The sequence below is a fragment of the bacterium genome, from assembly GCA_026414725.1.
Lineage (GTDB): Bacteria > Ratteibacteria > UBA8468 > B48-G9 > JAFGKM01 > JAAYXZ01.
Genome location: JAOAIL010000008.1, coordinates 22,642 through 34,931 on the forward strand (window position 1 = coordinate 22,642; position 12,290 = coordinate 34,931).

A 12,290-nucleotide genomic window follows, 5' to 3' on the forward strand; every position below is an offset into this window, starting at 1 on the left:
TAGATGGAGAAGGAATACATTCTTAAATTAGAAAATATAACAAAGACATATACTCTCGGTCATCTTCAGATTCCGGTACTTAAGAACATCTTCCTTACTATAGAAAAAGGAGCACATATATCTCTTATGGGACCTTCTGGTAGTGGCAAAACAACTCTTCTTAATATACTCGGATGTCTTGATAGACCTACTTCTGGAAGATATTACATAGATGGGAAAGAGGTATCTTCTTTAAATGATGATGAACTTTCAGAGATACGAAGCAGAAAGATTGGATTTATTTTCCAGTCATATAATCTTATTCCCCATCTTACAGTAATAGAAAATATAGGACTTCCTCTTTTCTACCAGGGAATTGATGAGAAAATAATAACAGAAAAATCAATAGAAATGGCAGATATAGTAGGACTTGGAGACAGAATAAAACATAAGCCCGCAGAACTTTCAGGCGGGCAGCAACAAAGAGTAGCAATAGCCAGGGCATTGATAAACAATCCTTCTTTCATTCTTGCTGATGAACCAACAGGTAATTTAGATACAAAAACAGGTAAGGAAATTATGGAACTTTTAAAAAATCTGAATGAAAAACAGGGAACAACCCTCTTTATCGTTACTCATGATATTAATATATCCGCTTATGGGAAATTAACTATAAGAATACTTGACGGTGAAATTATAAATGACTGAGAGGTATAATGGTAAACATATCACATATAATGAGAACTGTAAAGGCGGGTTGGAAAAATATATACCTTCATAAATTACGTTCACTACTTACTGCTCTGGGCATTATATTTGGTGTTGCTTCAGTTATTGCTATGCTCGCTATTGGGGAAGGAGCAAGTTATGAAGCACGGGAAAAGATAAAAGAACTTGGTAGTAATAACATTATAGTTAAGGCAGTAAAACCACCAACTCCACCAGGTCAACAACAGGTAGTAATGCTTCCTGCTTATGGAATGACACCTGTGGATTTAAGAAGAATAGAAACAATTCCATCTGTTGAAACTGTTGTACCGACATGGGAAGATAAAAGAGATGTATGGTACCTTGAAAAAAACATCTCTGCCCGTATTGTTGGAACATCTCCTGAATATCTTTCTGTAATGAATCTACAGGTGGTTAAAGGACGTTTTTTCAATGAGGTGGATAATGAACTTATAAAGCCATATGTAGTAATAGGCTCCTCAATAAAAAATCAATTATTCCCTCTTGAAGAAGCAGTCGGTAAAAGCATAAGGATTGGTTCAAATTATTTCATTGTTATTGGAGTTGCAGGAGAAAAGTCCATTACTTCAGGTACAGGATTTGAAGCAGAAGATATAAATTTTGACGTTTATATGCCACTTACTACACAAAGGATATATTATGGCGAATATACTATTGGAGAAAGAACAGGAGTAGGATTGAGAGCAATAGAAAGGACATGGGTAAAATACCATCGCTTCATAATAAAAGTGCGAGATATGTCTCAGATTATCAATACAGCTGCAATAGTTGAAGATCTTTTGAAAACAAACCATAAACAGCAGGACTACGAAATTCTTGTTCCACTCCAATTATTAAAACAGGCAGAACATACAGCAAAAATATTTAATATAGTACTTGGTTCTATTGCTGCCATCTCTCTTATTGTTGGTGGTATAGGAATTATGAATATTATGCTGGCAACAGTAACGGAGAGGACAAGAGAAATTGGTATCAGAAGAGCACTGGGAGCAAAAAGAAAGGATATTATAAAACAGTTTTTGACAGAAGCAGTTATCCTATCTTCTATCGGTGGTTTAATAGGGATATTGTTAGGAATAATTATACCTAAAATCGTTACAAAACTTGCCGGGATGACCACAATTTTGACTCCATGGGCAATATTGCTTGCCTTTACAATCTCTGTCGCAGTCGGAATTACATTTGGAATATACCCTGCACGAAAAGCAGCATATCTTGACCCCATACAGGCACTGAGGTATGAATAATAAAAAGTTATAATATGTATTGATATCAAAAACCTCCTATATATTGAATAAGAACTTGTCCATAGAAGAAATCTATGGTATTATTTTTTTCTATATCTACTCTAACTAACTATCAGGAGAAGAGAAAAATGATATTGAGAGGTAATGCACATAAATTTGGAGATGATATAAATACTGATTATATTATCTCAGGGAAGTATAAATTCAAGACACTTGATATGAATGAACTGGCTACGCATCTGATGGAAGATATAGACCCGGACTTTTATAAAAAAGTAAAACAAGGAGACTTCATTGTTGCTGGTAAAAATTTTGGATGTGGGTCAAGCAGGGAACAGGCACCCCTTGTCATAAAATATGCAGGAATTCCTGCAGTTATTGCAAAAAGTTTTGCAAGGATATTTTTCAGAAATGGTATAAATGTAGGTTTAGTACTTATAGAAGCAGATACGGATAGTATTGACACAGATGATACAATAGAAGTAGATGTAGAAAAAGGCGAGATAAGGAATATCACTAAAGGTTCTTTTATAAAGTCATCCGTGTTGCCTGATTTTATGTTAAAAATTATAAAAACAGGCGGAGTGGTTAATTATATAAAGGAAAACAGGGGATTTAAATTATAAAAGAGGTTAGCAATGGGATATAAAATTACTCTTATACCAGGTGATGGAATAGGACCTGAAATTACTGAAGTGGTGCAGGAATGTATAGAAGCAACAGGTGTGGATATAGAATGGGATATTCAGGAAGCCGGCGAATGTGCCATTGAAAAGTATGGAACCCCTATACCTGAAAAAACATTGAGGTCTATAGCAGAAAATAAAGTATGTCTTAAAGCACCACTTACAACACCTGTAGGTAGTGGTTTTAGAAGTGTAAATGTGTATATCAGACAGCATTTTAATCTTTATGTCTGTCTCAGACCTTTTAAACTTTATGAGGGAGTGAGGAGTAAATACACTAATGTAGATATCATTGTAGTAAGAGAAAATATGGAGGACCTATATTCAGGTATAGAATTCCAGCAGGGGAAAGAGGAAACAAAAGAACTTATTAATTTTATAGAAAAACTATCAGGGAAGGAAGTAAATAAAGATTCAGGGATAAGTATTAAGCCCATATCTATTAAGAATTCTGAAAGAATTGTGCGGTTTGCTTTTGAATATGCCAGAAAAAATAAAAGGAAAAAAGTGACTGCTGTACATAAAGCAAACATAATGAAGTTTACAGATGGACTATTTCTTGAAACAGCAAGGAAAGTTGCTGATGAATATACTGATATTGAGTTTGAAGATAAAATTGTTGACAATATGGCTATGCAACTGGTTCAAAAACCAGAACTTTATGACGTTATTGTATGTCCCAATCTTTATGGAGATATCCTTTCTGACCTCTGTGCAGGACTTGTTGGTGGATTGGGCCTTTCCCCCGGAGCAAATATAGGAGAAGATATAGCAGTTTTTGAAGCAACACATGGTAGTGCTCCTAAATATAAAGGACAGAATAAGGTAAATCCTTCTGCATTGCTGCTTGCTGGAATTATGATGTTAGATTATATAGGGGAGAGTGAAAAAGCAACAAAGATTGAACAAGCATTAGCAGAAGTAATAAAAGAAGGTAGATATCTTACGTATGATTTCAGGGACCCCGGAGATACAAATTATGTTGGAACAAAAGAGATGGGAAGAGCAATCGTTGAAAAAATTAAGGAGAGGATATAATGGTAACAGTTGTGATAGGAACGCAATGGGGAGATGAAGGAAAGGGTAAAATTATTGATTATCTTGCTGAAGGGATGGATATCATAGCAAGATATCAGGGTGGTGGAAATGCAGGACATACCGTGGTCCTGAAAGATAAAAAATATGTTTTTCATCTTGTTCCCTCGGGTATTCTTTATCCTGATAAAGTATGTGTTATAGGCAATGGAGTTGTTCTTGACCCCGTATCACTTTTTGAGGAGATTAACTATCTTGAAAAAAATGGTATTTCTGTAGAAGGACGGCTTTTTATAGCAGAAAACGCCCATATGACACTACCATATCATAAGATACTGGACCAGATAGAAGATAAATTCCGTGGTAAGGGTGCACTCGGAACAACAGGCAGAGGAATAGGAACCACATATGCAGATAAATTTAACAGGATAGGTATAAGGGTTATTGACTTCCTTGAAGAGGATATATTTACTGAAAAACTGAAGATTGCACTTGAACTGAAAAACTATCTGTTTAAAGAATATTATAAGGAACAGATGCTGGCAGTTGACAGAATATATGAAGAAACAAAGAACTACAGAGAAAAAATAAAAAGGATGGTGAAGAATGTAACTGCCTATCTGAATGGGGAGATAGAAAAAGGAAAGAGTATTCTTGCAGAAGGTGCACAGGGCACATTTCTTGATATTGACTTCGGTACATACCCTTATGTCACTGCTTCCAATTGTATTGCAGGTGGTGCCTGTACTGGACTGGGAATTTCTCCTAAAAAGATAAGCCGTATCATAGGGGTAATGAAAAGTTATACTACGAGAGTAGGGATGGGTCCATTTCCCACAGAACTTAGGACTATGGAAGGCGAACTACTCAGAAAAATAGGAAATGAATATGGTGCTACTACAGGAAGGCCAAGAAGATGTGGATGGTTTGATGCTATTCTTGTAAAATTTGCTGCATTAGTTAATGGATTGGATGAAATTGCTATGACAAAGTTAGATGTTCTTACCGGAATTGAAAAAATCAGGATAGCGGTTGGATATGAATTTGATAATAAAATTTACAAGGATTATCCTTTTAATACAAAGGTATTTTCAAATTGTAATGTGATATATGAAGAGATGGATGGATGGAAAGAAGATATATCACAGATTAAAAGTTATAATAACCTACCTGAAAATGCAAGGAAATATATAGAAAGGATTGAAGAGATAATAGGTGTACCCATTACAAGGATTTCTGTGGGGTCTTCACGCGAACAGACAGTGGTAAGGTAATGTTTTAAGGAGAGAAAAATGACAGGCGCAGAGATAATGGTGAGAGCTTTAAAAAAGGAAGGTGTGGAGACTATCTTTGGTTATCCGGGTGGTGTATTACTGCCTCTCTGTGACCATCTTTACGATAGCGGTATTAAAGTCATTCTTGTTAGGCATGAACAGGGAGCAGCACATGCTGCAGATGGATATGCAAGGTCTTCAGGAAAGGTCGGTGTGTGTATGGCAACATCCGGACCTGGAGCAACAAATCTCGTTACAGGCATTGCAACTGCTTATATGGATTCTATACCTATCGTTGCAATTACAGGACAGGTAGCAACACACCTTATTGGTAGCGATGCATTTCAGGAGGTTGATATTACAGGAATAACAAGGCCCATAACAAAACATAACTATCTTATAAAAGATGTTAAAGATATTGCCAGAACTGTTAAAGAAGCATTTTATATAGCAAGTTCAGGAAGGCCGGGTCCTGTGCTTATCGACTTGCCAGTGGATGTTCAAAGAGCAGAGGGAGAATTCAAATATCCTAATGATATTGAAATACGGAGTTATAAACCAACCTATGAAGGACATCCGCTACAAATAGAGAGGGCATGGAAGGCAATACAAGAAGCAAAAAGACCTTTGTTGCTTATCGGAGGTGGAGTGATAAGTTCCGGGGCATCACAGCAACTTAAAACTTTTGTTGAAAAGACAGGAATCCCTGTTGTTTTTACATTAATGGGGCTCGGAAGTATACCGGGAAATCATCCACTCGCCCTCGGTATGCTCGGTATGCATGGTACAAAATACGCTAATTATGCTGTTGTTGAGGCAGATCTTTTAATTGCTATAGGATGCAGATTTGATGACAGGATAACAGGTAAGATTGAGACATTTGCTCCAAATGCGAAAATTATTCATATTGACATAGACCCATCATCCATAAGCAAGAATATCGTGGTGGATATTCCAATAGTGGGTGATGCGAAAAACATTCTGAATAAACTTATTGAAAAAGCTGAGAAACTTCAGATAGAAGCATGGGTTAAAAAAATTATGGACTGGAAAAAGAAACATCCACTAACATATGAAAAAAATGGTTTGAAACCACAGTATATTATAGAAAAAATTTCAGAATTACTTCCAGACGATGCTATTATATGTACAGAAGTAGGGCAGAACCAGATGTGGACTGCTCAGTTTTATAAATTCAGAAAACCACGGACATTAATCACATCAGGAGGACTGGGTACTATGGGTTTTGGATTCCCTGCAGCCATAGGGGCACAGATAGCCAACCCTGATAAAATTATTGTTGATATAGCAGGAGACGGAAGTATCCAGATGAATATCCAGGAACTTGCTACTGCTGTTTATAATAAACTTCCTATAAAAATTATAATCCTTAATAACTGCTATCTCGGGATGGTAAGACAGTGGCAACAGTTGTTCTATAAAAAAAGATACGCTTTCACCTGTCTTAAAGATGCTCAGCCGGACTTTGTAAAACTTGCTGCTGCATATGGTGCTATTGGATACAGGGTTAATACATCTGAAGAATTTGACAAAATTATTCCAGATGTACTGAAAGAGAAAGAAAAACCTGTACTTGTGGACTGCAGGATATGCGAAGAAGAAAATGTTTTTCCTATGGTTCCTGCAGGTGCATCATTAGACCAGATGCTTGAGGGACTGGCTTAAAAATCCAGCAAAAGGAGAAAAAATATGACAGGGAACAACGAAAAAGAACAGAAAACACACACTATTGTGATAGCAGTTGAAAACAAATCAGGTATACTTGCAAGAATTGCAGGATTATTCTCTGCAAGAGGATACAACATAGACAGTTTATGTGTATCTGAGACAGAAGACCCTACTATTTCAAAGATGACATTGACAGTAAAAGGAGATGAAAGGATACTTGAACAGATTTATAAACAACTCAATAAACTTATTGATGTGATAAAGGTTTTTGATCTTACAGAGGGTGATTACATTGACAGGGAACTTGCTCTTGTGAAGGTAAAAACATTAAATCCTGGAGCAAGACAGGATATAATGCAGATAGCAGAGATATTCAGAGCGAAGGTTGTGGATATAGGTAAGCAGTCCCTTACCCTTGAAATAGCAGGCAAAACCTCTAAAATAAATGCAATGATAGAGATGCTTAGAAATTATGGAATAAAAGAGATGATAAGAACCGGAAAGATTGCTATGGCGAGAGAATTCAATCAGAAAAAATAATCAAATAAAGGAGGAGAACAATGGCTAAGATATATTATGACAGTGATGCAGACCTGAATTTCTTTAAAGGGAAAAAGGTTGGAATTATTGGATATGGAAGTCAAGGCAGGGCACATGCATTAAATCTAAGGGATAGTGGTGTTGAAGTACTTGTAAGTGATCTGGAAGGAACTTCTAACTACAAAAAAGCAGTGGATGATGGATTTAAACCACTATCTGCCAATGAAGTTACAAAAAAGTGTGATGCAATAATGATGCTCGTACAGGATAATGCACAGCCCTTTGTCTATAAGGAATTTATTGCTCCTAATTTATCTGAAGGGAAAGCCCTGGGATTTGCACACGGTTTTTCCATTCATTTCTATCAGATAGTACCACCTTCCAATATTGATATATATATGGTCGCTCCTAAAGGTCCTGGAGACCTTGTAAGAGACCAGTTTCTTCAGGGTAAAGGAGTTCCATGTATTATTGCTGTTCAGCAGAACTACACTGGTAATGCTTTAAAACTTGCTCTTGCTTATGCAAAAGGACTTGGTGGAACACGTTGCGGTGTAGTAGAAACCACTTTCAAAGAAGAGACAGAAACAGACCTTTTTGGAGAACAGGTAGTCCTGTGTGGAGGAGCAACACAACTTATAAAATATGCATTTGAAACACTGGTAGAGGCAGGGTACCAACCTGAAGTTGCTTATTATGAAACCTGTCATGAACTTAAACTCATTGTGGACCTTATCATTGAACGAGGCATACAGGGTATGAGACAGGTTATAAGTGATACTGCAGAATATGGAGATATGACAAGAGGTCCTATGGTTATAGACGAGAATGTAAAAAAGAATATGAAAAAAGTTCTTACAGATATTCAGAGTGGTGCTTTTGCGAGAGAATGGATTCTGGAAAACAGCGTTGGCAGACCTGTATATAATGCATTGAAAAAACAGTCAGAAGGACATCTTATAGAGGAAGTAGGTAAAAAAATGCGGGATATGATGCCTTGGCTTAAGAAGAAATAAAATGCGTCTTTTTATAGGTATTAGAATACCTGATGAAATAAAGGGAAAGATAGAAAATACAGTTATATCTGACATCAGAAAAAAGATAAAAGAAGGAAGAATAGTACCGCTGGAAAATCTTCATCTTACACTTAAATTTATTGGTGAGACATCAGAAGATAATATTCCGTCTATCAAAAAAATTATTTCTGCTTCAACAGATTTTTTACCTGTAAAAGCAACTGTAAAAGGTACAGGCATCTTTCCTGACGAAAAAAATGTAAGAGTTTTCTGGATTGGGATGGATTCAAAAGGAATTCTTAAAAAACTCAATGTTTTTATTGAAAATGGTTTAGAAAGACAAGGGATAAGTAAAAAAGAAGCTAGATTTAAAGAACATATCACGATAGCTAGATTTAAATCCATCCCTAAACTTTCTTCTTTAAAAGAAATTCTTGAAAAATACAGAGATACAATATTTGGTAATATGGAAATAAAAGAATTAGAATTAATAAAAAGTGAACTTTCTCCTGACGGTCCTGTTTATACCACTATTTTCAAAATATAACATACTTTGACAATAAACAAGATATCCATTACAATAGTCAACTAAATTTAGAAAGACCAGAAAAATGAAATTTACACAACCTTTAAAATACATCGTTATATTCTTTCTTCTATTGTTTAATTGTATCTATTTGTATAGCGATGTCTCTATCCGTAAATTTACTCCTATTCCTATAGAAGAAACGTTAGAGGGACGTTTCGGATTTGCACTTAAACAGAAAGATATAAATGGAATTACAATAATACATATTAAAGGTACTCCTTATCAGATGGGGTATCAAATCGGTTTTCTTTTAAAAAAAGAACTTACAAAAGTTTATGATGAAGCATTTTCTAATACTTCCATTAACAATGCCATAAAAAAACAAGATGGTATCAATCATTTCATCAAAATATGGGAAAAAGCAGAACCTTTCATTAATAAAAAAATACTGGATGAAATTCAGGGAATATCGGATGGGAGTGGAATCCCGGTTGATATTATAAAATCTGCGGCTGTACTTTCTGAAACAAATTTTTATGGTTGTAGTAACTTTGTTGTATGGGGAAAGGCAACCGCAGATAAAGAGCTATTACATGGGAGGAACCTAGATGTTACCAGTAGAATAAACTTACATAAATACCCTGTAATAATAATTCGGTATAATAATGATAATGTAAGCGCTGATATAGGATTTTTGGGACAGATAGGAACTCTTACTGCTATGAATAATAATGGTATGACTGTAGCGATAGATGACCTTTTTGGTTACAACAATAGAACTTTTTCAGGTATACCGAGAATGATTTTAGCACGCGAGATAATGGAAAGAAAGAGACAGAAAGAAGTAATTACTCTCTTAAAATCAGCACAAAAAACAATAGGCACAATTTATATATTGAGTAACTGGACAGAAAGAAATGCATGTGTTGTAGACACGGATGCAAAATATTCAGTCGTCAGAGGTCCATCCACTCCTAAAAGAAGTATCTATGCTAATCCTTATGTGCTTATTGCTACTAATTTTTCTTTTTCTGAATACTTCAAGACAGGGCAGGGATATGACAGATATTATAAACTTGCGGAAGGAATATATAATAGTTATGGAACTATAAATATAGAAAAAGCCATATTATTGCTTCAATCTGTTTCTGAAAAAAATACCATTCAGAGTGTTGTGTTTAAACCATCTTCATTAGATTTCTGGGTTGCATATTCAGATGGTAAAATTCCTGCTCCATACAGGGAATTTGTACATTATAATCTTAAAAATTTGATTGATACCTACCATGATAAATCTAAATTTAAATAAGAAATAATGGAGAGGAGCATTATATGAAAAGTAAAACTTTCAGATTCGGAGTGATAAGCGCAAGAGAACGTGGCGCTTACCTTGCACAGTTATATTCAGAACACCCAGAGGCACAACTTGTCGCTATATGTGATATGGACCCATCTGCCTTTGATATAGGACAGAAACAATTTCCTCTAAAAAGTAATAACTGGAACAGATATTTCAATATAGACGATATGCTTAAAAATGAAAAAATGGATTGGGTTTTTATTGCCAGTGGAGACCCCACCCACTATCAGTTAGGCAAAAAAATCCTTAATGCAGGTTGTAATGCCTTTATTGAAAAACCAATGTGTATTACTATAGAGGAAGCGGATGACCTATGGACTTTACAACAAAAGAAAGGACTGTCTATAGTAGTTGGATGTGAGTTAAGATATCACTCTGCTGTGGTAAAATTTCGTGAAATACTTAAGGGAGGGATTATAGGAAAAATTGTTATGGGAATATGTATTGCTACGCAGAAGAGAGGGCACACATATTTTCGCAGAAAGTACAGGCATAGTTCCTATGGTAGCCCTCCTTTACTCCAGAAAGGTATCCATATGGTAGACCTTGCTATTCACTTTGCTAACTCAGACCCTGTCCGTGTTTTTGCCAGTGGCGGAAGGGATTTATATGGTGGTAGAGATGAATGTACAGGACGGCTATGTACAAACTGTCCTGAAGAAAATAACTGTGATTTCCATTTTTACAATGGTTCGTCCATTACTGAGCGAAAAAAGGACATTAACAGAAAAAATCCTCCTTTAGATGCCATTAGATGTGTATTTGATGGGACTATAGATGTAAATGATAATAGTATCCTTCTTATTGATTTTGCAAATGGTTGCAGAATGTCTGTTGCAGAGATATTTTTTGCTCCTGAAAACAAATGGGAGTTTTTTATTTATGGGACAAAGGGAGAAGCACATCTGAAGATAGGTGCTGGTCCATGGACACATAAAAATACAATAGATATTTTTACATCTAAGGACAGAAAACCTAAACGGATTGATATACCAGCAGCCATAGGTGGTCATGGTGGTGCTGATGAATTAATGAGGGATGCACTTATAGAGGGATATCTTCAGGGAAGATGTATACCTCCTACAGCTCGTGACGGTAGGGCAGGGGTTGCTACAATAAGTAAAGCATTAGAGAGTGAAGAAACAGGGCAGGTGATGGAGATACCCTGGCCTGATAAAATATATTAATATAACTTTTAATATAACTTTACAGTAATACCACTTTTTGCTGATTCTATGGATTTAAATACAATAGAAAGAGTATCCAGATTATCTTTTCCGCTTGTTTCAGGTTCCCTGTCTTCTTCTAAAGCACAATAAAATTCATATAGAGATAGATACCTATCTTCTTTCTCCATTTTTATAGGGTCAATCTCTTGGGATATTTCTCTGGATATAAGAAATATCTTGTTGTCTTTCCACAGGATAGTCCCTTTCTCTCCATATATCTCCCAATCACCATCCCAGGATGTTTCCCTTCCTGTACTTACCCAGCTACCACAATAGGAAATTTTTACATTTTCTGTAAATTCAAGAAATATATTGACAGAAGCATCTCCCTTAAACCAACTCCAGTAAGGGTTCCAGCTTCTTGTATATAAACCTACAGGGTTTTCTCCTGTAATATACCTCATAAGGTCAAAGTGGTGGATTGCCATATCAATGAGTAGAGGATACTCCATCTCCTCTCTGAAACCACCAAACTTTGATTCTTTCTGAAAGTTAACCAGCATATAACCTATTTTACCGATGATTCTTTCTTTAATAAGTTTCCTTATAGTTCTTGGCTGACTTCTATATCTGTAGTTCTGACTCACCATAATCTTTCTACCTTTCTTTTCTGCATAAGAAACAATCGCATAAGCATCTTCCATATTATCTGATAATGGCTTTTCTACGAGAACATCCACGCCATAGTCAAAGGCCAACAAAGAGGTCTGTTTGTGTATATGTGGTGGAGTTACATTCAGTAGGGCATCAGGTGAAGTTTGTTTTATGGCTTCTTCAAGTGATGTGAAACATTGCTCTTCTGGTATATTAAATTGCTGTGCTGTTGATATAAGATTTTCCCTGTTTATATCTACAATCCCTAAAAGCTCCCACTCAGGAGAATCTTTTATTATCTCTACCCAGCTTTTTCCAAAACCGCCTACCCCTACCTGTAGAACTGTTTTCTTTGCCATAAG

Annotated in this window: 12 protein-coding genes; 11 read left to right on the top strand and 1 reads right to left on the bottom strand. The window is 35.8% G+C overall.

The window, feature by feature from the left end; all coding sequences use genetic code 11:
• Positions 1–3 precede the first annotated feature (3 nt).
• From N3D17_04280 to N3D17_04330, 11 genes are all read left to right on the top strand, one after another.
• Entirely contained in the window at positions 4–687 is a 684-nt protein-coding gene (locus tag N3D17_04280) for an ABC transporter ATP-binding protein (GenBank protein ID MCX8082594.1), read from the top strand.
• 8 nt (positions 688–695) lie between these two features.
• A complete protein-coding gene (locus N3D17_04285) occupies positions 696–1,976 on the top strand; it encodes an ABC transporter permease (protein ID MCX8082595.1) in 1,281 nt (426 codons plus the stop codon).
• A gap of 128 nt (positions 1,977–2,104) precedes the next feature.
• The gene (locus N3D17_04290) at positions 2,105–2,602 is read left to right on the top strand and encodes a 3-isopropylmalate dehydratase small subunit (GenBank protein ID MCX8082596.1); all 498 of its coding nucleotides are present in this window, start codon (positions 2,105–2,107) and stop codon (positions 2,600–2,602) included.
• 12 nt (positions 2,603–2,614) lie between these two features.
• Positions 2,615–3,700, top strand: a complete 1,086-nt coding sequence (locus N3D17_04295; GenBank protein MCX8082597.1) for an isocitrate/isopropylmalate dehydrogenase family protein — start codon at positions 2,615–2,617, stop codon at positions 3,698–3,700.
• Positions 3,697–4,971 carry an adenylosuccinate synthase gene (locus tag N3D17_04300; protein ID MCX8082598.1) on the top strand — a complete coding sequence of 425 codons (1,275 nt, stop codon included), beginning with the start codon at positions 3,697–3,699 and terminating at the stop codon, positions 4,969–4,971. Before N3D17_04295 ends, N3D17_04300 begins: the two co-directional genes overlap by 4 nt.
• Before the next feature lie 18 nt (positions 4,972–4,989).
• Positions 4,990–6,657 carry a biosynthetic-type acetolactate synthase large subunit gene (gene ilvB, locus N3D17_04305; protein ID MCX8082599.1) on the top strand — a complete coding sequence of 556 codons (1,668 nt, stop codon included), beginning with the start codon at positions 4,990–4,992 and terminating at the stop codon, positions 6,655–6,657.
• A 24-nt stretch (positions 6,658–6,681) separates the two neighbouring features.
• The gene (gene ilvN / locus N3D17_04310) at positions 6,682–7,200 is read left to right on the top strand and encodes an acetolactate synthase small subunit (protein MCX8082600.1); all 519 of its coding nucleotides are present in this window, start codon (positions 6,682–6,684) and stop codon (positions 7,198–7,200) included.
• Between the two features lie 20 nt (positions 7,201–7,220).
• Positions 7,221–8,216 (top strand): ketol-acid reductoisomerase, encoded by a 996-nt coding sequence (gene ilvC, locus N3D17_04315; GenBank protein ID MCX8082601.1) that lies wholly within the window; start codon positions 7,221–7,223, stop codon positions 8,214–8,216.
• 1 nt (position 8,217) lies between these two features.
• Complete coding sequence (gene thpR, locus N3D17_04320; GenBank protein MCX8082602.1) at positions 8,218–8,763, top strand: RNA 2',3'-cyclic phosphodiesterase; 546 nt, start codon at positions 8,218–8,220, stop codon at positions 8,761–8,763.
• Positions 8,764–8,827: 64 nt separating this feature from the next.
• Complete coding sequence (locus N3D17_04325; protein ID MCX8082603.1) at positions 8,828–10,054, top strand: C45 family autoproteolytic acyltransferase/hydrolase; 1,227 nt, start codon at positions 8,828–8,830, stop codon at positions 10,052–10,054.
• A 23-nt stretch (positions 10,055–10,077) separates the two neighbouring features.
• Positions 10,078–11,292 (top strand): Gfo/Idh/MocA family oxidoreductase, encoded by a 1,215-nt coding sequence (locus N3D17_04330; protein MCX8082604.1) that lies wholly within the window; start codon positions 10,078–10,080, stop codon positions 11,290–11,292.
• A gap of 8 nt (positions 11,293–11,300) precedes the next feature.
• Here the strand turns inward: N3D17_04330 and N3D17_04335 are convergent, their stop codons facing one another.
• On the bottom strand, positions 11,301–12,287 hold the full coding sequence (locus tag N3D17_04335; GenBank protein MCX8082605.1) for a Gfo/Idh/MocA family oxidoreductase: 987 nt from the start codon (positions 12,285–12,287) through the stop codon (positions 11,301–11,303).
• Between the last annotated feature and the right edge of the window lie 3 nt (positions 12,288–12,290).

What these genes read in the sequence shown, in the direction of transcription:
- N3D17_04280 (MCX8082594.1), top strand. Translation starts at nt 4, where the DNA reads ATGGAGAAGGAATACATTCTTAAATTAGAAAATATAACAAAGACATAT.
- N3D17_04285 (MCX8082595.1), top strand. Translation starts at nt 696, where the DNA reads ATGGTAAACATATCACATATAATGAGAACTGTAAAGGCGGGTTGGAAA.
- N3D17_04290 (MCX8082596.1), top strand. Translation starts at nt 2,105, where the DNA reads ATGATATTGAGAGGTAATGCACATAAATTTGGAGATGATATAAATACT.
- N3D17_04295 (MCX8082597.1), top strand. Translation starts at nt 2,615, where the DNA reads ATGGGATATAAAATTACTCTTATACCAGGTGATGGAATAGGACCTGAA.
- ilvB (MCX8082599.1), top strand. Translation starts at nt 4,990, where the DNA reads ATGACAGGCGCAGAGATAATGGTGAGAGCTTTAAAAAAGGAAGGTGTG.
- ilvN (MCX8082600.1), top strand. Translation starts at nt 6,682, where the DNA reads ATGACAGGGAACAACGAAAAAGAACAGAAAACACACACTATTGTGATA.
- ilvC (MCX8082601.1), top strand. Translation starts at nt 7,221, where the DNA reads ATGGCTAAGATATATTATGACAGTGATGCAGACCTGAATTTCTTTAAA.
- thpR (MCX8082602.1), top strand. Translation starts at nt 8,218, where the DNA reads ATGCGTCTTTTTATAGGTATTAGAATACCTGATGAAATAAAGGGAAAG.
- N3D17_04325 (MCX8082603.1), top strand. Translation starts at nt 8,828, where the DNA reads ATGAAATTTACACAACCTTTAAAATACATCGTTATATTCTTTCTTCTA.
- N3D17_04330 (MCX8082604.1), top strand. Translation starts at nt 10,078, where the DNA reads ATGAAAAGTAAAACTTTCAGATTCGGAGTGATAAGCGCAAGAGAACGT.
- N3D17_04335 (MCX8082605.1), bottom strand. Translation starts at nt 12,287, where the DNA reads ATGGCAAAGAAAACAGTTCTACAGGTAGGGGTAGGCGGTTTTGGAAAA.